The following is a 23,473-nucleotide window of genomic DNA, read 5'->3' as shown; positions in this document are numbered from 1 at the left end:
GGGGCGGCAGGCCGTGACGACCGTCGAGGAGGCGGTGGCCCGGTACCTGCGCCACGTCACCGTCGAGCGCGGCCTCTCCCCGAACACGACCGCGGCCTACCGCCGCGACCTCGTGCTCTGGCAGGCGCACCTGGCGGCGCTCGGGCGGGACTCGGTCGACGAGGTCGAGCCGGGCGACGTGGCGTCGTTCCCCGTCGCGCTGGCGACCCGGCCGGAGAAGCCGCTCAGCGCCTCCAGCGTGGCCCGGGTGCTGTCGTCGGTGAGGGGCCTGCACAGGTTCCTGGTGGAGGAGGGGCTGCTCGAGGTCGACCCGGCCGCCACGACCCGGCCGCCCAAGCTGCCGTCGCGGCTGCCCAAGGCGATCTCGGTCGCCCAGGTCGAGGCGCTGCTCGCCGCGACCGACGGCGACGAGCCCGCGCGCGTGCGCGACAAGGCGCTGCTCGAGCTGCTCTACGCGACCGGTGCCCGGGTCAGCGAGGCGGTGTCGCTGAACGTGGACGACGTGGTCGCGGGCGACGTCGTGCGGCTGTTCGGCAAGGGCGGCAAGCAGCGGCTCGTGCCGCTCGGCAGCTACGCCCGGCGGGCGCTCGACGCCTGGCTGGTGCGCGGCCGGCCCGAGTTCTCGGCCCGGGGCGACGCGACCCCCGCGCTCTTCCTCGGCGCGCGGGGCGCCCGGCTCTCGCGGCAGAACGCCTGGCTGGTGATCAGCGGCGCGGCCGACCGGGCCGAGCTGGGCCTCGACGTGTCGCCGCACACGCTGCGCCACTCGTTCGCCACCCACCTGCTCGAGGGCGGGGCCGACGTGCGTGTCGTGCAGGAGCTGCTCGGGCACTCGTCGGTGGCCACGACGCAGATCTACACGCTGGTCACGGCGGACGCTCTCCGCGACATGTACTCGACTGCCCACCCCCGGGCCCGGAAGGCCGTCAGACCTTCACCTGCCGCATGAGGCTTCCTGTGCACGGGCCGGGCGCGGCAGCCGCGCCCCGCTCGGGGGCGCTCGTACTATGGAGCCCGTGAGCACCCAGCCGACCCCGAGCACACCCGCCCTCTTCGAGAGCGCTCCGGCGGCCGTCCCCGCGAACGGCCCGACGGGGCGCCCCCGCACCGAGTTCCCGACGCCCGACGTGCTGGCGAGCCACGGCCCCGCGCGCATCATCACGCTCTGCAACCAGAAGGGCGGCGTGGGCAAGACCACGACGACCATCAACCTGGGCGCCGCGTTCGCCGAGTACGGCCGCCGCGTGCTCGCCATCGACTTCGACCCGCAGGGCGCCCTCACCGCCGGCCTCGGCGTGCAGTCGCACGACCAGTCGACGATCTACGACCTCATGATCGGCGCCGTCCGCGACGCGCACGACGTCATCGTGCCGACCCGCGTCGAGGGCCTCGACGTCATGCCGGCCAACATCGACCTCTCCGCCGCGGAGGTGCACCTCGTCAACGAGGTGGCCCGCGAGCAGATCCTCGCGCGCATCCTCCGCCAGGTCAGCGCCGAGTACGACGTCATCCTGATCGACTGCCAGCCCTCGCTGGGGCTGCTGACCGTCAACGCCCTCACCGCGGCGCACGGCGTGCTCATCCCGCTCGAGTGCGAGTTCTTCGCCCTCCGCGGCGTCGCGCTGCTCGTCGAGACCATCGAGAAGGTGCGCGACCGGCTCAACCCCGCCATCGAGCTCGACGGCATCCTGCCGACGATGTTCGACTCGCGCACGCTGCACAGCCGCGAGGTGCTCGAGCGCGTCGTCGAGGCGTTCGGCGACGAGGTGCTCGAGACCGTCATCGGCCGCACCGTCAAGTTCCCCGACGCCTCCGTCGCCGGGACCCCGATCACGAAGTTCGCGCCCGAGCACCCCGCGGCCCAGGCGTACCGCCAGCTGGCCCGAGAGCTGATCGCGCGTGGTGCCGCAGCCTGAGCCGGCCACGACGGTGACGGTCGGCGTCGCTCCCGGGCGGAGCGACGTCGCGCACGGCGGTGCCTCGGCACGGGGCGACGCGCCCGTGCCGCCGGAGGTGCCCGGCTTCGCCGTGGCCCTCGACAACTTCACCGGCCCGTTCGACCTGCTGCTGACACTGATCAGCAAGCGTGAGATGGACGTCACCGAGGTCGCGCTGAGCGCCGTCACCGACGAGTTCCTCGCCCACCTCCGACGGCTCGACACCGACGCCGACCTCGACCAGGCCAGCGGCTTCATCGTCGTCGCCGCGACCCTGCTCGACCTCAAGGTCGCCGGGCTGCTGCCGCAGGGCGAGCTCGTCGACGCGGAGGACGTCGCCCTGCTCGAGGCCCGCGACCTGCTCTTCGCCCGCCTGCTGCAGTACCGCGCGTTCAAGCTCGCCGCCGAGTGGTTCGCCGAGCGGTCGGTCGCCGAGGCCGCACGGCACGCCCGGTCGGTGCGGCTCGAGGAGAAGTACCGGGTCACGACGCCGGAGCTCGTCTGGACCCTCAGGCCCGACGACTTCGCCGCCCTCGCCACGCTCGCGCTGACCCCGGCCGAGGTGCCGACCATCGGCCTCGACCACCTGCACGCGCCGCTCGTCAGCATCCGCGAGCAGGCCGCCGTCGTCGTCGCGCTGCTGCGCGGGCGCGGGCTGCTGACCTTCCGCGAGCTCGTCTCCGGGGTCGACGTCAAGGGCGTCGTCGTCGCCCGCTTCCTCGCGCTGCTCGAGCTCTACCGGCACGGGTCGGTGTCGTTCGAGCAGATCGAGCCGCTGGGGGAGCTCAGCGTGCGCTGGGTCGCCGAGACCTGGACGGACGAGAGCCTCGCCGCGCTGGGGGCCGACTATGACGGCTGACCCTGTGACGACTGACCCTGTGACGACCGTCGCCGTGGCCGTCGAGCGGCGCCTGGAGGCGCTGCTGATGGTCGCGGACGAGCCGCAGTCGCTCGTCGACCTCGCCACCGCGGTCGGCGAGCCCGTCTCTGTCGTGCGCCGGGCGGTGGAGGCGCTGGTCGCCGACTTCGACGGCGTGGACGGCGGCGTGCGGCGCGGTTTCGAGCTGCGCGAGGTCGGCGTCGGCTGGCGGTTCTACGTCCGCGAGGAGCACGACCCCGTCGTCAGGGATTTCGTGATGACGCAGAACCCGTCCAGACTGTCGCAGGCGGCTCTCGAGACGCTGGCGGTCATCGCCTACAAGCAACCCATCACCCGCAGCAGCATCGCGCAGATCCGCGCGGTGAACGTCGACTCGGTCGTCCGCACGCTGCTGGGTCGAGGCCTGGTCACGGAATCGTCCACCGATCCCGAGACGGGCGCCACCACCTACGAAACGACGGAACTCCTGTTGACCCACCTCGGCATCAGCTCGCTCGACGAGCTCCCGCTGATCTCCCCGCTCCTCTCCGACGGATCCGGAGGATTCGACGATGCCCACTGACACCACCCCCACCTCTGACGACCTGCCCTCGGGCGAGCGCCTCCAGAAGGTCATGGCCGCCGCCGGCGTCGCCTCGCGCCGCGTCTCGGAAGACCTGATCGCCGCCGGCCGCGTCACGGTCAACGGCAAGGTCGTGACCGAGGCCGGTCGCCGCATCGACCCCGCGACCGACAAGGTCGTCGTCGACGGCACGGCCGTGCAGCTCGACTCGACGCGCCGCTACGTGATGCTGAACAAGCCGGTCGGCGTCGTCAGCACCCTGAGCGACGAGAACGGCCGCCCCGACCTGACGCAGTTCACCAGCGACTACGAGGAGCGCCTGTTCAACGTCGGCCGCCTCGACGTCGAGACCAGCGGACTGCTGCTGCTGACGAACGACGGCGAGCTCGCGCACGTCCTGGCCCACCCGTCGTTCGGCGTCACCAAGACCTACATCGCCAAGGTCAAGGGCCTCGTGACCCCGGCCGTCATCGCCGAGCTGCTCTCGGGCGTCGAGCTCGACGACGGCCCGATCGCGGCCGACAAGGCCGCGGTGGTCGGGGGAGGCGCGGGGCTGTCGCGCTCCGCCGACTCGTCGCTCATCGAGATCACCCTGCACTCGGGGCGCAACCGCGTCGTGCGCCGCATGCTCGAGGCGGTCGGGCACCCGGTCATCGACCTGGTGCGCCGGTCGTTCGGGCCGCTGCACCTCGGCACGCTCAAGGTCGGCCACATGCGCTCGCTGAACAAGGCGGAGCTCGGGGCCATCCTCACCATCTCGCGCGACGCCTCCCCGTCGCCCCGCGTCGACGCGATGCCCGTCACCGAGAGCGCCGACGCGCCGGTCGACGAGGCCGACGTCGTCGAGGTGCCCCTCCACGAGGCCGAGGTCGAGAAGGAGTACTACGACGAGGACGACGAGGAGTTCGATCCCGAGACCGACGCTCGCGACGCGAAGCGCCGCCGCGGGCCGTCCGGCTTCAAGGGCGACGCCTCGGCCGCTCCGTCGCGCCGGGCCGAGGTGCGCCGCCAGCAGGCCGGCCGCCGCGAGCCCCGCGACGAGCGCGGTGCGCGCCCGGCGCGCGACGACCGCGGTGGGTACCAGGGTCGCGACGACCGTGGTGGCCGTCCGGCCGCGCGCGACGAGCGTGGCGGGTACCAGGGCCGTGACGACCGCGGCGGGCGTCCTGCCCGTGACGAGCGTGGTGGCTACCAGGGTCGCGACGACCGTGGCGGGCGACCCGAGCGTGGCGGCTACCAGGGTCGCGACGACCGTGGCGGGCGACCCGACCGTGGTGGCTACCAGGGTCGCGACGACCGTGTCGGGCGGCCCGACCGCGGTGGCTTCGTGTCGCGCGACGACCGTGGCTCGCGTCCTGAGCGCGGGGGCTTCGTCTCCCGCGACGACCGTGGCGGTGCGTCGCGGGGCGGCGACCGTCCGCTGAGCGCCGGTGAGGAGCGCGCGGCGGGCTACCCGAACCGCGACGCGAACCGCGACCCGCGCACGGGCCGTCCCTCCGGCGTCCGCGCCGGTGGCCCCGGAGCCGGCCGCGGAGGCCGCGAGTACCCCGTCCGCGACGACCGCACGGGCGACCGCGGCGGGTACCAGGGTCGTGACGACCGCTCGGGTGACCGTGGTGCGCCGTCGCGGGGTGGGTACCAGGGGCGTGACGACCGTGGCGGCCCCTCGCGCGGCGGATACCAGGGTCGCGACGACCGTTCGGGCGACCGTGGTGCGCCCTCACGGGGTGGGTACCAGGGTCGCGACGACCGTGGTGGCCCCTCGCGTGGCGGGTACCAGGGCCGTGACGACCGCTCGGGCGACCGTGGTGGCTACCAGGGTCGTGACGACCGTGGTGGACCGTCGCGGGGTGGCTACCACGGTCGTGACGACCGTGGCGGGCCTTCGCGCGGTGGCTACCAGGGTCGCGACGACCGCTCGGGCGACCGGGGCGGCTACCAGGGTCGTGACGACCGTGGCGGGCCCTCGCGGGGTGGGTACCAGGGTCGTGACGACCGTGGCGGGCCCTCGCGCGGCGGCTACCAGGGCCGCGACGACCGTGGCGGCCGTGACGACCGGCGCGACGACCGCGGCGGCGACCGTCCGTACCGCGGCCGCCCCGACGGCGACGGCCGTGGGCCCCGGGGAGGCGGCCGGTCGTGACCGACCCGACCCGCGACTCCTCGACGCTGCCTGAGCCGGCGACGGCGGTGACCGTCGGGGACCTCGTCGACGGCAGCCGCCGCCTCGCCGGCCAGGTGCGCGTCGTGGGCGCGGGCCTGCTCGGCACCAGCATCGGCCTGCGCCTGCGCCAACACGGGGTGGACGTCGTGCTCGACGACGTCTCGCCGTCGGCGCGCGCGCTCGCCGTCGACTACGGCGCCGGCCGCGTGCCCGCCGCCGACGACGCCCCCGTGCTCGTCGTCGTCGCGGTGCCGCCCGACGTCACCGCCGAGATCGTGCACCGCGAGCTGCAGGCCCACCCGGAGGCGCTGGTCACCGACGTCGCGTCGGTCAAGGGCCTGCCCCTCGACGAGCTCGTCGCGCTCGGCGCCGACGTCTCGCGCTACATCGGCTCGCACCCCATGGCCGGGCGCGAGCGCGGCGGGGCCGTCTCGGCCCGCGCCGACCTCTTCGTCGGCCGCCCGTGGGTCATCGCCGGGCACGACGAGATCAGCTACCGGCGCGCGGCCCTCGTCGAGGACCTCGCGCTCGACCTCGGGGCGACCCCGATCGAGATGACGCCGGAGGAGCACGACGCCGGCGTCGCCCTCGTCAGCCACGTGCCGCAGGTCGTGGCGAGCCTCACGGCGGCGCGTCTGCGCGACGCGCCCGACGCCTCCCTCGCCCTGGCCGGCGGCGGGGTGCGCGACGTCACGCGCATCGCTAGCAGCGACCCGGCCCTGTGGGTGCAGATCCTCGGGGCGAACGCGCCGCGCGTCGCCGCGGTGCTCCGCGAGCTGCGCGACGACCTCGACGGCGTCGTCACGGCGCTCGACGCCCCCTCGGCCCCCGGCGCGCGGCGCGCCGTGGCCGACCTCATCGGAGCCGGCAACGCCGGCGTCTCACGGCTGCCCGGCAAGCACGGCCAGTCGACCCAGTTCCGCTCGGTGGTCGTCATGGTCGACGACACGCCGGGCCAGCTCGCCCGCCTGCTCACCGAGATCGGTGAGATCGGCGTCAACCTGGAAGACCTGCGGCTGGAGCACTCGCCCGGCGCGCTGGTCGGACTCGCGGAGGTGTCCATCGTGCCCGAACAAGAAGACCGGCTCGTCGCCGAGCTGCAGCAGCGCGGCTGGACCGTCGTCGGAGGTGTCGCGTGAGCGCCACGGACGGCGGCGCCGGTGCCGACCTGACCGGTGCCGACCTCGGGGTGGAGCGCTCGCCGGGTGAGCACGGCGTCGGCGGCCCCGCCGGCGAGGCGCACACCGCCGAGCTGCGCGACGAGACCGCCGAGGCCGTGCACCGCCACGTCGTCGTCGCCGTCGACGGCCCCGCCGGCAGCGGCAAGTCGAGCGTCAGCCGCGCCTCAGCGATCGCCCTCGGCTTCGACTACCAGGACACCGGCGCCGCCTACCGGGCCTTCGCCCTGCACGCCCTGCAGACGGCCGTCGACCTCGACGACGCGGACGCGATCGTGGGCGCGCTGCCCTCGTTCCGGTACGCGATCGAGATCGACCCGCACCGCGCCTCCTCGGTGACCGTCGACGGCGTCGACGTGACGGACGAGATCCGCACGCCCCGCGTCACCGGCGCCGTCAGCCACGTCGCGAAGGTGCCGGAGGTGCGGCGCTACATGGTCGACCTGTTCCGTCGCGTGATCGCCTCGACCGACAAGGCCGGCATCGTCACCGAGGGCCGGGACATCACGACCGTGGTCGCGCCGGACGCCCAGGTGCGGATCCTGCTGACGGCGAGCGAAGAAGCTAGGATGGCCAGGCGTTCAGCCGAGGTCACCGGGCAGAGCGCCGAGGAGACCGCTCGGCAGCTCTCGACCCGCGACCGGCTCGACAGCAAGGTCGTCGACTTCATGACCGCCGCCCCCGGCGTCTCGACGGTCGACTCCACCCACCTCGACTTCGACCAGACCGTGCAGGCCGTGGTCGAGCTCGTGCAGACGAGCACCCCCACTTCCTAGGAGCCTCCATGGCAGACGACGACAAGTACCCCGCGCTCGACGACTCGATGGTCGAGCGGATCCAGACGATCCCCGACGAGGACGCCGAGCAGCGCGCCCGCGCCCTCCGCGCCGGCCTCGCCGACTACGAGCTCGACGACACCGACCTCGACGTGCTCGACGGCGGCGAGTGGGACCCGAACGCGCTCACCTACGCGCCGGCCCTGCCGGTGCTGGCGATCGTCGGCCGCCCCAACGTCGGCAAGAGCCAGATGGTCAACCGCATCCTCGGCCGCCGCGAGGCCGTCGTCGAGGACAAGCCCGGCGTGACGCGTGACCGCGTCTCGTACAAGGCCGAGTGGGGCGGGCGCCGCTTCACCCTCGTCGACACCGGCGGGTGGGAGCCCGGCGCGATCGGCATCGACCGGTCCGTGGCGCTCCAGGCCGAGATCGCCGTCGACCTGGCCGACGCCGTGCTCTTCGTCGTCGACGTCAACGTCGGGGCGACCGCCACCGACGAGGCCGTCGTGCGGATGCTCCGTGCCTCGCACAAGCCCGTCATCCTCGTCGCCAACAAGAGCGACGACGCCCGGAAGGACCTGGAGGCGGCCGCGCTCTGGTCGCTCGGCCTCGGCGAGCCCTTCCCCGCGTCGGCGCTGCACGGCCGCAACGTGGCCGACCTGCTCGACCTGGTCATGACCAAGCTGCCCGCCGTCTCGACCGTCGCGAAGGAGGAGATCGGCGGCCCCCGCCGCGTCGCCATCCTCGGGCGCCCGAACGTCGGCAAGAGCTCGCTGCTGAACAAGGCCGCGGGGGAGGAGCGGGTCGTCGTCAACGAACTGGCCGGCACCACCCGTGACCCGGTCGACGAGCAGGTCGAGATCGCCGGCCGCGTGTGGACCTTCGTCGACACCGCCGGCATCCGCAAGCGCGTCCACCTGCAGCAGGGCGCCGACTTCTACGCGTCGCTCCGCACGTCGGCGGCGCTGGAGAAGGCCGAGGTCGCCGTCGTCGTCATCGACGTCACCGAGCAGATCTCGACGCAGGACCTCCGCATCATCGACCTGGTGCTCGAGTCGGGCCGCGCGCTCGTGCTCGCCTTCAACAAGTGGGACCTCCTCGACGACGACCGCCGCCGCTACCTCGAGCGCGAGATCGAGCAAGACCTGGACCACGTGTCGTGGGCGCCGCGCGTCAACATCTCGGCCCGGACCGGCCGCCACCTCGAGAAGCTCGTGCCCGCCCTCGAGCTCGCGCTCGACTCGTGGGACACCCGCATCCCCACCGGCAAGTTCAACGCCCTGCTCGCCGAGCTGGTCGCGGAGCACCCGCACCCGCTGCGCTCGGGCAAGCAGCCGCGCATCCTGTTCGGCACCCAGGCGGCCAACCGCCCGCCGACCTTCGTGCTGTTCACGACCGGCTTCCTCGACCCGCAGTACCGTCGCTTCATCACGCGTCGCCTGCGCGAGATCTTCGGCTTCGAGGGCACGCCAATCACGGTGAACATGCGGGTGCGCGAGAAGCGCAAGCGCCCCTGACCGGGCGGCCCCCGGGCCGTTCCCCTCACAGCCGCTGGAGCACGACGCCCGGTGTGGACCCCGTCCACGCCGGGCGTTCGTGTTGCTAGGGTCGTCCGTACGTCACATGACGTATATCGACGAAGATGCGGAGGGCCGCGGCATGACGACAGGGGTGAGCGTCGATCTCGACGCGCTGGGCGAGATGGCCGAGGTGATGGCGCACGCGCGCGACGACCTGCCCTTCTCCCACCAGCTGACGGGCGACTGCACGGCGGCGCTCGGCTCGGGCGAGGTCGCGGCCGCCCTCGCGGAGGTGAGCCGCCACCTGGCACGCCGGGTCGACCGCCTGGTCGCGGCGATCACGGACGCGGCGCGGCTGCCGCGCCGCTTCGCGGAGGAGCTGCGCGCGGCGGACGAGTCGCTGGTGGGCGTGGTGGCGGGCCGGACGGGGGCGGCGGGCACGGCGGGCGTGGCGGGCGTGGCAGGGGGCGGTCGACGGTGACCGGGCACGAGGGCGACCCCGGGCGGGGCGACGCCGGCGAGGTCGAGCGGCTCGCGCGCCGGCGACGGGAGAAGGTCGACGACCTCGACCTCGGGCGCTACCACGCGGTGCGCTGTGGCGAGTGGGCGGCGACCTCGTGGCAGGCCGAGTCGGGTCGTGCCTTCGTCGCGGAGGCGGAGGCGATCGTGCGGGAGCTCGACGTGCTTCTGTCGACGGTCGACGAGCACGGCGCCGCCCTCGAGGGCTACGCGAGGGAGCTCGTCGACATCGCCGCCGCTCAGCGGCTGCTCGAGCAGGCGCGGGCGAGGGCGGAGGAGGCGCGGGACGACGCGTCGGCCACCCTGGTCGTCCTCGAGGCGGAGGCGGAGCTGCGGGTCGATCTGCCCGGGGTCTCGACGCCCGCCGATCACCGGCACGTCGAGCGGTCGGCCCTCGAGCGGCGGATCGTCGACGCGGTCGCCGAGCTCGGCGTGGTGGGGCGACGGTGGGCCGAGCTCGTCGATCGGCGGCGGGCAGCCGACCACCGCCTCCTCTCGGCCCTGCACGGCGGGGGAGCGGTCGGAGCGCTCGTCGAGGCCGCCGACGCCGCCCGCGGCGTCACGAGCCCGGAGGGTGCGCTGGGGGTCGTGACGGGGCTGACGCCGTTCGAGCTGGCGTCGCTGCTGGCCGACGTGCCGCTGCTGGCCGTGCTCGTCGGCCAGGCGGCGCCCGAGGAGGTGCGCGGCTGGTGGGAGTCGCTCGGCGTCGACGTCGCGCTCGACGAGGACGGCTTCTCCGCGGCGCAGCGGGCGCTGCTGGCGGGGGCGCCCGGCCTCTTCGGCGCACTGGACGGCCTGCCGCCGGGCGCCCGCGTCCGGGCCAATGGGATCGCCGCGCGTCGACAGATCGCCGAGAACGAGCGGACGATCGCGGGGGTGCTCGACGACCCGGAGCGAGGCGCCGTGATGGACGGGCTCGTGACGGCGCTGCGGCGGGAGAACGAGTACCTGTCGCGCGCCGCGGCGGTGCCGCCGGCGGTGCAGCTCTACACGTGGGACCGCGAGGGCGACCGCATCGTCGAGATGGTCGGCGACTGGGAGGCTCCGCCCGAGCGCGTGTACACGTACGTGCCCGGCACGTTCTCGGAGATGACGGGGTTCTGGGCGGAGAGCGGGGGCACGCAGTCGGTGGGCACCTGGCTCGTCGAGACCGACTCCGTCGACAGCGTCGCCTTCGTCTACAAGGACGGCCGCTTCCCCGGAGGGGGCGGCGTGGTCGCCCCGACGGAGACGATGGGCCTCGTGCCCGGCCTGCTCGAGGCGAACGACCAGGGCTACGCCCGCGAGTCGGGAGACCGCCTGGCCGCCTTCCAGCGGGGCCTGCACGCCGACCCGCTCTTCCGGTCGGCGCCGCCCGTCGAGGTCGCCGTCGGGCACAGCTGGGGCCTCGCCGACGTGCTGGCCTCGGAGGTGGCCGGGGCCCGGTACGACCACGTGGTGTCGCTCGCGGGGGCGGGCGCCGTGGACGACTGGCAGCCCGACCCGTCGACCGAGTACGACTCGCTGCGCTACCGCGACGCCCTCGGGCTGGCCCAGGCGACCGGCGGTGTCTACGCAGGGAGGGACCCCCAGTCGATGGTGGTCTTCGAGGACCAGGTGTTCGAGAGCGACGGCGACCGCGCTCTCGAGCTCGGCTCGCCGGTCACGGAGTGGTTCGAGGTGCTCGCGGCCAACCACGGCCTCGTCGCGACGACCGAGGTCGAGAACAGGCTCGTGCTCGGTCAGCTGCTGGCGGAGCTCGAGCGCAAGGACGTGTGGCCCCGATGAGGGCGCTGCAGAGGTGGGTCGCGGTCGTCGCCGTGGCCTCGGCGGTCGCGGTGGCGACGGGAGGATGTTCCATGCTGACAGGGCCCCGGGCCGACCGGACGCCGGTGCCGATCTCGCGGCAGCCGCTGGCGGAGATCAAGGTCGACGTCAAGGCCGTCGAGGCCGACCTCGCCTCGTTCGTGCCCGCCGAGCTGGTGCTCGCCGTCGAGCCCGACACGAGCGGCGTCATCATGGACTGCTCGAACGGGGGCGTCTCGTGGGCGAGCCACACGACGGTGCGGGTGTCGCGGCCCCCCGACCTCGAGGAGATGGCCGAGCGTCTCCGGGCGACGTGGGCGCGTGCCTCCGAGTTCTCGGTCGTCGTCGGTGACCCCCGCCAGGCCGGCGACGGCTTCTACCTCGTGGGGTCGGGGGCGCAGAGCTACATGGTCGGCATGCTCGGCGACGTCGTCCAGATCATGTCGTTCGGGCCCTGCTTCGAGCTCGTGCCCGAGCGCGACGGCTACCCGTGGGACATCCGCGCGGAGTAGCGGGCGGGATGGTGCACGATGGGGTCGTGCGACTTGTGCGAGACGGCGTGGTGCGACCCCGGGAGGGTGCCGAGGCGACCACGCGGCTGAGCGATGCGGCCGACGAGCTGTGGCGGCGCCTCCGGCTGGACCGCCTCGCGGGCGGGCGGCAGGCGAGCTACGTCATCCACGAAGACATGCGGGAGCACCCGCGCACGGTGCGGGCGTTCATGGGCATCCGCTGGCTGCTGCTCGCCGAGACCGTCGTCGGCCTCACCGCGATCTTCATCGCGGCCGTGCTGACGGCGCGTGGGGAGCACGTGCCGTGGGCGGTCTGGTTCCGGTCGACCGTCGTGCTCTTCCTCACCGCGACGCTCTACGTCTTCGCCTGGCGCGCGCAGCTCGGCTGGTGGTGGGCCTACGCCCGGCTGAGGCTGTTCAGCCGCATCTTCCCGATCGTCACGCTCGTCGTCGCGACCATCCCCGGGCTGTACCCGTTCTGGATGGTCGTCGAGCAGATCGTCTTCTCGCTGATCATGATCGGGATCGGCGACCTGCTGACCAGCGACCACATGCGCGAGGCGTTCCCGCGGCCGGCGAAGGGCGGGCGCGACCGGCGCTGACGGGTGTCGGCGCTGCTGTCGCCGTCGCCGCTGCTGCTGCCGTCGCGGCTAGCGCCAGCGGCGGAGCAGCACCTTCTGCAGCAGGTTCAGCACCGCGTCGGTGAGGGTGCCGAGCACGGCGAGCAGGATGATCGCGAGGAACATCCGGTCGACGCGGCCGTTCGCCTGCGAGTCGCTGAGCAGGAAGCCGAGGCCCATCGACGAGGCGATCAGCTCGGCCGCGACGAGGAACAGCCACGACTGCGCCAGGGCCAGCCGCAGCCCCGACACGAGCGACGGCAGCACGGCTGGCAGCTGCACCCGGGCGAAGAGCGAGACGGGGCCGAGGCCGTAGGCGCGGCCCGCCTCCACGAGGTGCGGGTCGACGTGCCGGAGCGAGCCGGCGACCGTGGTGAACACGGGGAAGGCCGCACCGATCGCGATCAGGGTGATCTTCGAGTCCTCGCCGATGCCGAGGTAGAGGATGAGCAGCGGCACCCAGGCCAGCGACGGCACCGCGCGCACCGCGGCGATCGACGGCGCGAGCAGCGCCTCGCCGACCCGCGACAGCCCGACCACCGCGCCGAGCACGAGCCCCACGACCGAGCCGACCGCGAAGCCGATCAGCACCCGCTGCACCGAGATCGCGACGTACTGGCCGAGCTGCCCGGTGCCGGCGAGCTGCACGCCCGCCGTCCAGACGTCGAGCGGCGAGGGGACCTTGTAGGCCGGGAGGTCGCCGACCGTGGTGGCGAGCACCCACGCGAGCACGAGGGCGACGGGCAGGATCGCCCCGAGCAGTGCCAGGCCGCGGCGCCGGGAGCGGGCCGGTGCGGGGGTGCCGGCCCGCGACTCCTGCGAGCCCGACCTGGCCCCGGCACCGGACCCGGCAGCACCGCCGGCGCGCGCGTCCGCGGCCGCGGCCTCGATGACGGCGAGCGACTCGGCCCGGCGGCCGTCGATCGGGAGCGACTGGTCGGTCACGACGCCGTCGCGGCCTTCGCGTAGGTGTCGTCGAAGAGGGAGTCGAGGGCGTCGTCGACGGCTCCCTCGGAGGCGACGTCGCCCGACTCGACGAGGATGGGCGCGACCTTCTCGAGCACGGCGCGCTGGTCGTCGCCGGGCACCGGGTCGACGTCGAAGTGGGTGCGCTCGAGCACGCTCGTCGCGACGGCGGGGTCGATGCTGGCGACCCCGGCGAGGATGTCGGCGGTCTGCTCGGGGTTCTCCTCGGCCCAGGTGCGGGCCTCCTCGTAGGCGTCGACGACGACCTGCGCGAGGTCGGGCGACTCGTCGAGGAACGACTCCGTCGCGTTGAGGAACCCGTAGGTGTTGAAGTCGACGTTGCGGTAGAGCAGCTTCGTGCCCGACTCGGCCTCGCTCGCGGCCATGATGGGGTCGAGCCCGGCCCAGGCGTCGACGCTGCCGTTCTCGAGGGCGGCGCGGCCGTCGGCGTGCTGGAGGTTCTGCACCGTGACGTCCTGAGGGCTGAGGCCGTTCGCCTCGAGCGCCTGCAGCAGGAAGAAGTAGGGGTCGGTGCCCTTCGTCGCGGCGACGGTCTTGCCCTTGAGGTCGGCGACGTCGGTGATCGCGCTGTCGCCGGGCACGACGAGGGCCGACCACTCGGGCTGCGAGTAGATGTCGATCGTCTTGATGGGGGAGCCGTTCGAGCGGGCGAGCAGGGCGGCCGAGCCGGCGGTCGAGCCGACGTCGACGGCCCCGGCGCGCAGCAGCTCGTTGGCCTTGTTGGAGCCGGCCGACTGGGTCCAGGTGACGGTGACGTCGTCGCCGAGGGCGTCCTCGATGGAGCCCTGGTCCTTCACGATGAGGCTCAGCGGGTTGTAGGTGGCGAAGTCGATGTCGAGGGTGTCGGCGCTCCACTCCGCGGTGCTGGCGCTGGCGTCGCCGCCGGCCGCGGCCGCCGCGTCGCCGTCGGAGTCCTCACCGGCGACGCAGCCCGTGAGGGCCAGGGCCGCGACGGCCGTCATGCCGAGGGCCGCGAAGGAGGCGCGGGTGCGGCGCGAGGGGGAGGTGCGGTGGCGGGTCATGGTCGTCTCCGTGCTGTCGGGGGCGGGGCTGGTGGTGGGGGTGATGTGGTCGTGGGCGGCAGGCCGGGGCGGGTGGCCGGTCAGGCGGTCCGGGCGTGGGCGCGGTGGACGCCGAGGCCCTCGAGCAGCTCCTGCCGGAGGGCGGCGAGCTCGGGGGCGTCGCGGTCGCGAGGGTGGCCACCCGGGACGGTCACGATGCGCTGGACGCTGGTCGCGCCTCCGGCGCTCGCGGCGAGGTCGGCGAGCAGCACGACGCGGTCGGCGAGGTAGAGCGCCTCGTCGACGTCGTGCGTCACGAGAACGACGGTCGTCGGCAGGGAGGCGTGGACGTCGAGCAGCAGGTCCTGCATGCGCAGCCGGGTGAGGGCGTCGAGGGCGCCGAACGGCTCGTCGAGCAGCAAGACAGCGGGCTCGCGGGCGAGGGCCCGGGCGAGGCTGGCGCGCTGGGCCATCCCGCCGCTGACCTCGCGGGGGCGCAGGTCGCCCGCTGCTCCGAGCTGGACGAGGTCGAGGAGCTCCGTGAGGCGCGCCTCCTTCGCTGCCTTGGTGAGCGACGACCCGTCGGGCCGTCGCCGGGGCAGGCCGAGGGCGACGTTGCCGCGGAGGGTGCGCCAGGGCAGGAGGCGCGGCTCCTGGAACGCGACCGCGCACCGCTGGTCGGCCGGTCGCGTGACGTCGTCGGCGATGCGCACCGTGCCGACGTCGGGCTGGTCGAGCCCGCCGATCTGCCGCAGCAGCGTCGACTTGCCGCAGCCTGACGGGCCGAGCACGGCGACGATCTCGCCGGCCGTCACGTCGAGGTCGAGCCCGCGCAGCACGTCGCGCCCGAAGGTGCGGCCGACTCCGCGCAGGCGCAGTGGAAGGGCGCGGGAGGCGGTGGTCGGGTCAGCGGGCATGGGCACGACGGTAGGGCGCGGGCGGCGCTGCCCGCGCGGTGCCCGTAACGGGGCGCAACAGAGGCGAGCGGGGCTCGGGGGCGCGGGGCGCGCCTGTCATCGGTGGTCTGCGTAACACGTTCCGCGCCTCCTCGTGGCGGCGGGTGCCGACGAGATCGCCCCGGCGGCGGTTCTGGTGTTCGGGCGAACTCGGTGATCGTGATGTTCCTCTTCCTGCAGCGGCACGTCGTGACGGGGATCGCGCAGACGGGTTGAAGGAGGGGTGACGGTGCCGGCCTCAGGCGTCGTCGCGGTCGTCACCCGGCCTCGACCATCGGCTCATCGCCTTCTGTGCGGCCCTGGTCCGGTACAGGGCGTCCAACGCCCTCGGGCTCGGACGCTGAGGCAGGTGCGTGAGGGCCTCGCGCGTGATGCGGAGGGCCTCGGCATCCGTGCCCGGCGCGTAGCTCAGTCGCTGCGTGTCGGGGTCGACGATGACCAGGAAGCGATCGAATGCCAGGTGGTGGTTGGCGCAGAGTGGAAGACCGTTGGCGGCCTCATCGATGCCGCCGAGACTCTTCGGGGCGATGTGAGCGGCCTGGACGAGGTGCTCGGAGTCGATGTCGCAGAAGGCGCACCGCGGTCCGTAGCGCTGCAGGACATGGATGCGGAAGCGCAGCTGATTGGGGCGTTCAGCGACGAGGCGCGTCGTGCGTGTGGGGAGTTGCTCGAAGAGGATGAGGGCACGGTCGTCGGCGGGGAGCTCAGAGGGTCTGGGCAGGGGAAGCGGTTCGTCGAAGAACGTGACGACGAAGACTCGCTGGGCGTCGTCGTGCTCGCCGACGTAGCCGAGGCGGACTCGGCGCAGTGAAGCGGCCCCGGGCTCGGGAGAGATGACGAAGACCGGCAGGCCCAGAGCTTGCGCGGTCTTGACGGCCGTGATCTCGTTCGAATCGTGCGCTCCCCGACGATTGGTCGAGGGGTAGTGGTAGAGCAGGCCCTCGTCCGTGAGGTCGTCGTCATAAGAGGTGCCAGTGTGGACGAGCGTGAGCGCGACGGGCCCCGGTCCGTCCCTCGCCCACTCGGCCTTCATGTCGGCGAAGATGCCGGCCTGGCCGCGATAGAGCCCTCTCGCCTCGATGTCGTCCTTGGGACTGAGTCGTCGCGCTCCGCCCCGGGCGAGGAGCTCACGCCACAGTGCCGACCGACGAGCGGCCTCCGTCTCGACCCACGTCGCAATCGTCACGAGTCGATCATTGCTCAGTCCTGGGTGACCGGCGCCGTCGCCACGCCATCCTGCGCCGGAGCTACAGGTGGCAAGACGGCGCCCGTTCATCCGCTATGCTTGTCGGGTTGCCTCGGTCGGGGCAACACCAAGAAATTGTTTCTTCGGAAACGAATTCTCGGGCTGTGGCGCAGCTTGGTAGCGCACTTGACTGGGGGTCAAGGGGTCGCAGGTTCAAATCCTGTCAGCCCGACCAATTACTTCATGCGTCGCATCGCGGGTGCCGGTGTTAGCGCGTAAAGGCCACGGCAGGGAATGGGCCATTCCACCGCGAGCGTCCCCGCTTGCCGAGCTCGGTCAATGCCACTGATACGGTCGGTCGCATGACTGGCAGGGCAACCATGGATGCGATCAAGGCGGTCACTGCGGAGCGTCAGTGGGAGCAGTTCCACGCACCGGAGAACTTGGCCAAGAGCGTCGCCGTCGAGGCCGGCGAGTTGTTGCAGTGCTTCCAGTGGGGAGCCGAATTCGACGTTGACCGCGTGCAGGACGAGTTGGCGGACGTGCTGACCTACTGTCTGCTCCTCGCTGACAAGCTCGGCGTGGACCCGGAGCAGATCGTTCTGCAGAAACTCGCCGTCACTCGGGAGAAATATCCTGTGGACAAAGCCCGGGGTCGGAGCACGAAATACGATGCCCTCTGAGATCGTCCGAGTTCCCTTCGACCGAGAGGCCATCGACCTCTGGGCCCTGACCGATGCGCGCAACGTGGACTGGCCTGTCGTCTACGTCCTCGATCAGTCCAGGCCCCACCGGACCAGCCGGCACCCGCACGAACGGCTGAGAGACATCTACGTGGGCGAGACCCGTAACGGTGCGGGTCGGATGAGGCAGCATCTCGCGAGCCCGGACAAGCGCCAGCTCGACACAGTCCGAGTAGTCGTCGATGAGACCTTCAACAAGTCTGCGTGCCTCGACCTGGAGTCGAGGCTCATCCAGTTGTTCTCAGCCGATGGCGCCTACAGCGTGCTGAACCGCAACGACGGCATCACCTCGGCCAACTACTACGACCGTGAGCGGTACCGAGGCCTGTTCACGGCCGTCGTGCAGCAGCTCAGATCCGAGGGAGTCTTCACGCGGCCGATCCCAGAGATCGAGAACAGCGATCTCTTCAAGTTGTCGCCGTTCAAGGCTCTGACGCAAGACCAAGCCGCAGCTCTTGAGGACATCCTCGAAGGCCTCTTCGTCGACCTCCGCGAAGCGCGGGGCGACACGATCGTCATCCAGGGGCACCCGGGCACGGGCAAGACCGTCGTCGCCATCTACCTGCTCAAGCTGCTCGTCGACATCGGCTCCACGCCTCCTTCGGACGACTTCGACGGGGACTCGCTCTTCGCCGACTTCTTCTTGGGTGAGTACCCGGCTCTGTTGGCGGATCTGCGCGTCGGCATGGTCGTGCCCCAGCAGTCACTCCGCGAGTCGATCAAGCGAGTGTTCCGCAAGACGCCTGGGCTCGACCCAGCCATGGTGTTGACGCCGTTCGAGGTCGGTCAGTCCGACGGTGACTGGGACCTGCTCCTGGTCGATGAAGCCCATCGTCTGAATCAGCGGGCGAACCAGTCGACGGGCGTGCTCAACGCGAAGTTCCCGCTGATCAACGAACGCCTCTACGGCGCTGACGACCTCTCAAAGACGCAGCTCGACTGGATCCGAGCCAAGAGCCGTCACCAGATCTTGTTCGTCGACGAGGCCCAGAGCGTGCGGCCGGCCGATCTGTCGAAGGAGTCCGTCGTCGAGCTTCTCGAAGACGCGCACGCCCGTGGGCGGCACTATCGGCTATCGACGCAGATGCGCGTCCAGGCCGGCGCTGACTACGTGGGATACGTGCGGGACGTTCTCCGGATTGCTCGTGCGGGGCACGCCGTGGGCGACGTCGTGCCCAGGAGCTTCGAGGGTTATGACCTCCGGGTCTTCGACGACCTGGCGAAGATGCACGAGGAGATCCGAGCACGTGATGCTGAGCACGGCCTGGCCCGACTCGTTGCGGGCTACGCCTGGCGGTGGGCTTCGAGGAAGGACCCCGAGGCAGCCGACATCGAGCTCGACGGCGTCGCCCTGAAGTGGAACGGCACGTCCAAGGACTGGATCGCCTCGCGCGGAGCGCTGGAGGAGGTCGGGTCGATCCACACCGTCCAGGGCTACGACCTGAACTATGCCGGCGTCGTCATCGGCCGAGACCTCCGGTACGACGTCGACCGCGACGAACTCTTCATCGATCGCGCTTCGTACTTCGACACCAAGGGTGCAGAGAACAACAAGCAACTCGGGCGGTCCTACACAGACGGCGAGCTGCGTGAGTTCATCAGCAACATCTACGGAGTGCTGCTCACGCGGGGGATCAGGGGAACGTACATCTATGCCGTCGATGCAGGGATGCGTGCCTACGTGAGGCGTTACTTCTCGACCTGAGCGAGGCCCTGAGGCCGCTTGCTCTCACGGCACCGGGAACACGTCTTATGTGCGCGTGCCGACCCAGAGGCCGTCGCGGGCCCGGGTCATCGCGACGTACAGCTCCCGCCGGTCGAGCTCGCGGCGTTCTCGCTCCGTCTCCGAGGAGGGTGCAGGCGTGTCGTGCTCCAGCAGCTCCGCCTTGACTCGCGCCAGCAGCACCTGCTTGAACTCGAGGCCCTTGGCTCGCTTCACTGTTCCGACCTTGACGGCGTCCGTGTGCTGACCGTCGTAGTCGAGGAGATCGATGGCGGGAATGCCGGCGGCGACCAGTGACGCCTTCATGGTGGTGGCGTCCCAGGTCGTGGCGGTCAGGACGCCGATGTCACCCCGCCTCACGCCGATGAGGTGCATCACGTCGCGGACTCGCTCGACGACGGCAGCGTCGTGCTCGGCCCAGGTCTCGTGCCTGGAGAGTACAGGCGCTGGGCCCGTACGTTCGACGGTCTCGACACCGTCGATGGTCTGGCCCGTTCCCTCGATGTCCGCGTACTCGTCACCGAGCACTGCGGCGTTCGCGAAGGCGAGGATCTCCGCTGTGTTCCGGTGGTTCACGTCGAGGACGACTCCTCGACCGCTCAGGGAGATCCCGACCTCGGAGAGCGTGTAGCCCCCGGGGTAGATGGTCTGCTGGCCGTCGCCGATGAGGGTAAGACCATCGGGCCGGTTTCCGACCAGGCTGTGGAGGAAGGCGACCATGGCGCAGGTGAGGTCCTGCGCCTCATCAACGAGGACAGCGCCGTACCCCGTGATCGGCGTGGTTCTGACGCTGGAGAGCGCCATCAGGATGACGTCCGCGAAGTCGATCGCCTTCCGTCGACGGAGTCCCGCGTCGTAGCGCTCGTAGAGGGACCAGACGCTCCTGCGCTGATCGACCGTCAGGCGGTGCCTGCGTCCCACGCGCGCCAGGTCCGCGTACTGCTCGAATGTGCGGATGCCGCGGCCCTTGATGACGTAGGTGATCTCGTCTCGCCAGTAGTCGGAGGACATCCTCGAGGAGCCGAGAGTGCCCCCTTCGCTTCTCCCTGCCCACGCTTCGGCGAACGCGGCATCAGCCGCCTTCGGGTCGATGCGGACAGACGTGCCGCGATCTCTGAGGATGCGGAGCGCCAACCTGTGGATGTTCGTGAACTCGACCTGATGCGCGACCTCGGGAGCCATCCTGACGAAGAGGTTCTCGAGCACGACGGGGAGCGTCTTGACGAAAGTCGTGAAGAGGACCTTGCCTTGCCCTCCGCGGGCCAGGTAGGCGGCACGGTGGAGGCCGACGACGGTCTTGCCGGTGCCGGCGGACCCGCGGATGCGCGCTGGGCCGTTGAAGCTGCGGCGGGCGAGCTTGGCCTGTGCCGGGTCGAGGAACGACATCCACGTCTCGATGGGAGCCTCGAGGACCCCGTCGAGGAGGGCTGCGTTGACCTCCTCGGCGGTGATGAGCTCGGCCGTGTCGACGGGATCGGTCGGTCGAGTGAGGACCGGCTCCGGCACGGTGACGTCGATGGCGGAGGACGTCCGCAACACCGGGAAGTGGTCGAGGACGCGACGGAGCACCGTGTCGACCTGCAACGAGGTGAGGCGGGCGCCGGGCGAGGTGACGTGACGGAGGGCGTCGTGCTCGCCGATCACGGTCACGGGACCGACCGTCTCCCTGATGCCTCGGTGGCCCGCCAGTACGGCGAGGGCGTGCACCTCGGTCGCGGCCAGGCCCACCTCGGCGAGAAGCGCCTCGGTGTTGTGCGCGAGGTCGGCCATGTTCGCGAGGTCGTCGGACACATCGGCCTGGCCTCGGAAGATGCGGCCGCCGCGGATGGAGACCTCCTTCCACGCCTTCGTGTCGACGATGTGCACGCCGGACGGGCCGACGACGATGAGATCGACCTGGGCGCCGCTGCGACGGCTCCCCGGCCAGGCGCGGTCGGGGAGGAGCGTGTAGCCGACGGCGGCGAGCGGGGCGAGGACGCTGGCGACGCGGCTCTCGGTGATGCCGGCGAGGCCGTAGCGGGCGGCGGCGTCGCGTGCTTCGGCCGCCGCTTGCTCGTGCGCTTCGGCCAAAGCCTGTTGACGATGCGCTTCTTCTCGCGCGGATGCTCCTGCTGCGGCCATGTCGTTCCCCCATGTTCGAGGCAAACCTGGTCGGGGTCCGCCTCGAAACCATGCTCACATGGGAGCGCCGGGGGCTCGGTTTATCGTACGGACCCAGTTGAGGGGGGAACCAGTGTTCGACGCAGCGCCGTCTGGACGGGCTCTCGGTGGTCATCGAATCAGGGCTTGATGCCGAGACCTGGGGCTGAGTCGGGATGCCGTCCCCTCTTCGTGTTCGCTCTCTTAAATGACTCAAGCAGGGGACGAACTAAGGGCGGACAGACCTCGTCCTGACGGCATCGGGCGCGCTTCACAAGACTCGTGAGTCACCCGGAGCCAGTGCCAGTGCCAGTGCCAGTGCCAGTGCCAGTGCCAGTGCCATCGAGGTCAGCTGCCAGGCCGGGCAGCCGTGTCGGAGGTCACCGGCGCCTCCCGAGGGATCGTCGGGCGGAGGTCGGCGAGGGGGCGCGACCAGGCGACCTCGCGGGCGAGCTGGCCGGTCGCGCGGAAGAGCTGCACCTGGTGGGCGTCTGGGAGGGCCGCGGCGAGGGCGTCGCGGTCGGCGGGGGCGAAGCCGAGCTTCTGCCAGAAGGGTCCGGAGCGGCGAGAGAAGAGCCAGGCGTGGTCGGCTCCCGTTGCGGCGGCGCGGGTGAGGGCGTGGCGAGCGAGTCGGGCGCCGGCGCCGCGGGTCCGTCCGGAGGCCGCCACGGCGACGCTGCGGATAAGCGCTTGGGTGCCGTCGGCGCTCGACTCGTAGCCGGTGCTGCCGACGATCGTGCCGGTAGGGTCGCGGTCGATCCAGAGGTGGAGGCGCGGCGAGGGGACGTCGAGACCGGCGAGGGTGAGGTCGGACGCGGCGAGGAAGGCGCGGAGGTCGCGGAGGTCGCCGAGGTCGGCTGACATCGAAACGGTCGGGGTCGACGCGACGTTCGGAGGCCCTGCATCGGAGGTCGCCAAGGGGGAGACGCGGACCAGGGGCATGGAGTTGATTCTGGCGTGCAGTCTTCCTGCTCCGTGCCCGGGGTCACACGGTCCGCGATCGTCCTGGCGGCCCCCGCGAGCATCGCCCCGTCGAACGATGACCTCGCGGCTCTCGTCATGACCGGACCCGGAATGGGGGTTCTCTCCTCCGCTCTACGTGAGTGAGGGTCGCTCGGGGCGTCATCGTGACGTCCCTCAGGTCAGGGGGCCTTCGATGACGCACCGCCGAACGACGAACACGATGGGGAGGCTCGCGGTCCAGGGCGCTGCTGTGACAGCGGGGCTCTTGCTGGTCCTGGGGCTCACGGGATGCGGCGACGCGGCACAGGCTGAGAGCGCCCGGACCGGCTCGGTCGTCCAGGTGTCACCCTCCCCGACTCCCGTCGTCACAATCGAGCAGGAGGACGTCACCGAGGTCGTGCCATTCGACGCCGTCTCGGTCGACGACGCGACTCGTGACATCGGTCAGGATGCTGTCACCGTCACGGGCCAGAACAGGTCGATGGTCCTCACGTATGACGTGACGTACACGGACGACGTGGAGACGTCACGAAGCCTCGTTGGTCAGTCCGCCGTCGTCGCGCCGGTGCAGCAGGTCACGAGCGTCGGTACACGTGTTCCCAACGTCGCTCCGGCACCTATCGCTGCCCCTGCACCCGCCGCATCCAGCTGTGACGCCAACTACTCGGGAGCGTGCGTGCCCGTGGCCTCCGACGTCGACTGCGCTGGCGGCAGCGGCAATGGGCCGGCCTACGTCCAGGGCCCGGTGACGATCGTCGGCAGCGACGTGTACGACCTGGATCGGGATGGGGACGGCGTCGCCTGCGACCGATGAATCGCCTCTAGACCTTGCGTTCACGCTGGCGGTTCTAGTGGGCGAGCATCCGCGGCGGCGGCTCGTCTTCGTCATCTGAGCGACGGAGGAATCGGGATAAGAGGGGGAGGTGAGCGAGATCACCTCCCCCTCTCGTTCACATGCGGGCGCAGTTGCCGCAGAGCGGCCAGTTGTTCTTGCCAGCGCGCTTGTTGGCGGCGGGGATCTGCTGGCCGTTCGGGCAGTTGTCAAAGACATGGTGCACGTCAGGGTCGGTTTGGATGATCGAGTAGTACGGCGAAACTCGCATGGGTGACTCCTTTGTCTCGGCGGGCGGCGGGGTTGCCGCCCACCTGAACTCTGGGGGTCACCACTGACAATGCCTCACGTAGGTCGTCGCGCTTGTATTGATTGGCGTGACAAGACCTAGCTGCAGAGAGGTCGTGTAACGACTGCGTGAACCTTCGGGGGCCGGAAGAAGAGGGGGCGGGGCACGCGGGAGCCCCGTGCCTGCGGGGATCGCGGGGTG

General features: G+C 71.6%; 20 protein-coding genes, 1 tRNA gene and 1 pseudogene. 16 read left to right on the top strand and 6 right to left on the bottom strand.

The genetic code is table 11. The annotated features are described in order from the left end of the window. Nucleotides 1-13: 13 nt before the first annotated feature. The 12 genes and pseudogenes from xerD (at nucleotide 14) to IFT72_RS06355 (ending at nucleotide 12,435) form a co-directional block, all read left to right on the top strand. Nucleotides 14-949, top strand: coding sequence for a site-specific tyrosine recombinase XerD (xerD, locus tag IFT72_RS06410; protein ID WP_192045833.1), 936 nt, complete (start codon nucleotides 14-16; stop codon nucleotides 947-949). A gap of 58 nt (nucleotides 950-1,007) precedes the next feature. After that, the gene (locus IFT72_RS06405; protein ID WP_192045832.1) at nucleotides 1,008-1,916 is read left to right on the top strand and encodes a ParA family protein; all 909 of its coding nucleotides are present in this window, start codon (nucleotides 1,008-1,010) and stop codon (nucleotides 1,914-1,916) included. 85 nt (nucleotides 1,917-2,001) lie between these two features. Further along, the gene (locus tag IFT72_RS06400) at nucleotides 2,002-2,796 is read left to right on the top strand and encodes a ScpA family protein (RefSeq protein ID WP_371741203.1); all 795 of its coding nucleotides are present in this window, start codon (nucleotides 2,002-2,004) and stop codon (nucleotides 2,794-2,796) included. Further along, nucleotides 2,786-3,379: an SMC-Scp complex subunit ScpB gene (scpB, locus tag IFT72_RS06395; RefSeq protein ID WP_192045831.1), complete on the top strand. Its 594-nt coding sequence runs from the start codon at nucleotides 2,786-2,788 to the stop codon at nucleotides 3,377-3,379. Before IFT72_RS06400 ends, scpB begins: the two co-directional genes overlap by 11 nt. Beyond that, nucleotides 3,369-4,160, top strand: a pseudogene (locus IFT72_RS15950) (pseudouridine synthase); the annotation flags it as partial. The gene scpB and the pseudogene IFT72_RS15950, both read left to right, overlap by 11 nt. A gap of 1,409 nt (nucleotides 4,161-5,569) precedes the next feature. Continuing rightward, nucleotides 5,570-6,682 (top strand): prephenate dehydrogenase, encoded by a 1,113-nt coding sequence (locus IFT72_RS06385; RefSeq protein ID WP_192045930.1) that lies wholly within the window; start codon nucleotides 5,570-5,572, stop codon nucleotides 6,680-6,682. Between the two features lie 137 nt (nucleotides 6,683-6,819). Next, entirely contained in the window at nucleotides 6,820-7,497 is a 678-nt protein-coding gene (gene cmk, locus IFT72_RS06380; protein WP_056056002.1) for a (d)CMP kinase, read from the top strand. Nucleotides 7,498-7,505: 8 nt separating this feature from the next. Beyond that, entirely contained in the window at nucleotides 7,506-9,014 is a 1,509-nt protein-coding gene (der, locus tag IFT72_RS06375; RefSeq protein WP_056055401.1) for a ribosome biogenesis GTPase Der, read from the top strand. 142 nt (nucleotides 9,015-9,156) lie between these two features. Then, entirely contained in the window at nucleotides 9,157-9,498 is a 342-nt protein-coding gene (locus IFT72_RS06370; protein WP_156369946.1) for a hypothetical protein, read from the top strand. Continuing rightward, nucleotides 9,495-11,303 carry a hypothetical protein gene (locus IFT72_RS06365; RefSeq protein ID WP_192045830.1) on the top strand — a complete coding sequence of 603 codons (1,809 nt, stop codon included), beginning with the start codon at nucleotides 9,495-9,497 and terminating at the stop codon, nucleotides 11,301-11,303. Before IFT72_RS06370 ends, IFT72_RS06365 begins: the two co-directional genes overlap by 4 nt. Nucleotides 11,304-11,374: 71 nt before the next feature. Then, a complete protein-coding gene (locus tag IFT72_RS06360) occupies nucleotides 11,375-11,833 on the top strand; it encodes a hypothetical protein (RefSeq protein WP_192045829.1) in 459 nt (152 codons plus the stop codon). Between the two features lie 107 nt (nucleotides 11,834-11,940). Beyond that, nucleotides 11,941-12,435, top strand: a complete 495-nt coding sequence (locus IFT72_RS06355) for a hypothetical protein (protein WP_371741202.1) — start codon at nucleotides 11,941-11,943, stop codon at nucleotides 12,433-12,435. A 48-nt stretch (nucleotides 12,436-12,483) separates the two neighbouring features. Here IFT72_RS06355 and IFT72_RS06350 read toward each other — a convergent pair whose 3' ends face one another. The 4 genes from IFT72_RS06350 to IFT72_RS06335 all read right to left on the bottom strand — a co-directional run bounded on the left by IFT72_RS06350 (nucleotide 12,484) and on the right by IFT72_RS06335 (nucleotide 16,673). Next, entirely contained in the window at nucleotides 12,484-13,344 is an 861-nt protein-coding gene (locus tag IFT72_RS06350) for an ABC transporter permease subunit (protein WP_192045928.1), read from the bottom strand. A 50-nt stretch (nucleotides 13,345-13,394) separates the two neighbouring features. After that, the gene (locus IFT72_RS06345; protein WP_192045828.1) at nucleotides 13,395-14,462 is read right to left on the bottom strand and encodes an aliphatic sulfonate ABC transporter substrate-binding protein; all 1,068 of its coding nucleotides are present in this window, start codon (nucleotides 14,460-14,462) and stop codon (nucleotides 13,395-13,397) included. Nucleotides 14,463-14,542: 80 nt separating this feature from the next. Further along, a complete protein-coding gene (locus tag IFT72_RS06340; protein ID WP_192045827.1) occupies nucleotides 14,543-15,358 on the bottom strand; it encodes an ABC transporter ATP-binding protein in 816 nt (271 codons plus the stop codon). A 277-nt stretch (nucleotides 15,359-15,635) separates the two neighbouring features. Beyond that, nucleotides 15,636-16,673: an HNH endonuclease gene (locus IFT72_RS06335; protein WP_192045826.1), complete on the bottom strand. Its 1,038-nt coding sequence runs from the start codon at nucleotides 16,671-16,673 to the stop codon at nucleotides 15,636-15,638. 68 nt (nucleotides 16,674-16,741) lie between these two features. Between IFT72_RS06335 and IFT72_RS06330 the strand changes: the two genes are divergently transcribed. The 3 genes from IFT72_RS06330 (at nucleotide 16,742) to IFT72_RS06320 (ending at nucleotide 19,031) form a co-directional block, all read left to right on the top strand. Then, nucleotides 16,742-16,818 (top strand) — tRNA-Pro (locus tag IFT72_RS06330). 127 nt (nucleotides 16,819-16,945) lie between these two features. Next, on the top strand, nucleotides 16,946-17,266 hold the full coding sequence (locus tag IFT72_RS06325; protein ID WP_192045825.1) for a nucleotide pyrophosphohydrolase: 321 nt from the start codon (nucleotides 16,946-16,948) through the stop codon (nucleotides 17,264-17,266). Beyond that, on the top strand, nucleotides 17,256-19,031 hold the full coding sequence (locus tag IFT72_RS06320; protein ID WP_192045824.1) for a DUF2075 domain-containing protein: 1,776 nt from the start codon (nucleotides 17,256-17,258) through the stop codon (nucleotides 19,029-19,031). The genes IFT72_RS06325 and IFT72_RS06320 overlap by 11 nt, the downstream gene beginning before the upstream one ends. 45 nt (nucleotides 19,032-19,076) lie before the next feature. Here the strand turns inward: IFT72_RS06320 and IFT72_RS06315 are convergent, their stop codons facing one another. Both IFT72_RS06315 and IFT72_RS06310 read right to left on the bottom strand, forming a co-directional pair. Further along, nucleotides 19,077-21,119, bottom strand: coding sequence for a nuclease-related domain-containing DEAD/DEAH box helicase (locus tag IFT72_RS06315; RefSeq protein WP_206758283.1), 2,043 nt, complete (start codon nucleotides 21,117-21,119; stop codon nucleotides 19,077-19,079). A gap of 417 nt (nucleotides 21,120-21,536) precedes the next feature. Further along, complete coding sequence (locus IFT72_RS06310) at nucleotides 21,537-22,052, bottom strand: GNAT family N-acetyltransferase (protein WP_192045822.1); 516 nt, start codon at nucleotides 22,050-22,052, stop codon at nucleotides 21,537-21,539. Nucleotides 22,053-22,344: 292 nt separating this feature from the next. On the opposite strand from IFT72_RS06310, the gene IFT72_RS06305 reads away from it, so the two are divergent. Further along, nucleotides 22,345-22,965: a G5 domain-containing protein gene (locus IFT72_RS06305; protein WP_192045821.1), complete on the top strand. Its 621-nt coding sequence runs from the start codon at nucleotides 22,345-22,347 to the stop codon at nucleotides 22,963-22,965. Nucleotides 22,966-23,473: the final 508 nt, after the last annotated feature.

The organism is Frigoribacterium sp. CFBP 8754 (assembly GCF_014841815.1).
Taxonomy (GTDB): Bacteria; Actinomycetota; Actinomycetes; order Actinomycetales; family Microbacteriaceae; genus Frigoribacterium; species Frigoribacterium endophyticum.
Note: the sequence above shows the minus strand (reverse complement) of the source record. Positions and strands in the feature narration are given on the sequence as shown.

Bases quoted from the DNA above. Each gene is read 5' to 3' on its own strand.
- IFT72_RS06405 (WP_192045832.1), top strand. From the start codon at position 1,008: ATGGAGCCCGTGAGCACCCAGCCGACCCCGAGCACACCCGCCCTCTTC.
- scpB (WP_192045831.1), top strand. From the start codon at position 2,786: ATGACGGCTGACCCTGTGACGACTGACCCTGTGACGACCGTCGCCGTG.
- der (WP_056055401.1), top strand. From the start codon at position 7,506: ATGGCAGACGACGACAAGTACCCCGCGCTCGACGACTCGATGGTCGAG.
- IFT72_RS06370 (WP_156369946.1), top strand. From the start codon at position 9,157: ATGACGACAGGGGTGAGCGTCGATCTCGACGCGCTGGGCGAGATGGCC.
- IFT72_RS06360 (WP_192045829.1), top strand. From the start codon at position 11,375: ATGCTGACAGGGCCCCGGGCCGACCGGACGCCGGTGCCGATCTCGCGG.
- IFT72_RS06345 (WP_192045828.1), bottom strand. From the start codon at position 14,462: ATGACCCGCCACCGCACCTCCCCCTCGCGCCGCACCCGCGCCTCCTTC.
- IFT72_RS06340 (WP_192045827.1), bottom strand. From the start codon at position 15,358: ATGCCCGCTGACCCGACCACCGCCTCCCGCGCCCTTCCACTGCGCCTG.
- IFT72_RS06335 (WP_192045826.1), bottom strand. From the start codon at position 16,673: ATGAACGGGCGCCGTCTTGCCACCTGTAGCTCCGGCGCAGGATGGCGT.
- IFT72_RS06325 (WP_192045825.1), top strand. From the start codon at position 16,946: ATGACTGGCAGGGCAACCATGGATGCGATCAAGGCGGTCACTGCGGAG.
- IFT72_RS06320 (WP_192045824.1), top strand. From the start codon at position 17,256: ATGCCCTCTGAGATCGTCCGAGTTCCCTTCGACCGAGAGGCCATCGAC.
- IFT72_RS06310 (WP_192045822.1), bottom strand. From the start codon at position 22,052: ATGTCAGCCGACCTCGGCGACCTCCGCGACCTCCGCGCCTTCCTCGCC.
- IFT72_RS06305 (WP_192045821.1), top strand. From the start codon at position 22,345: ATGACGCACCGCCGAACGACGAACACGATGGGGAGGCTCGCGGTCCAG.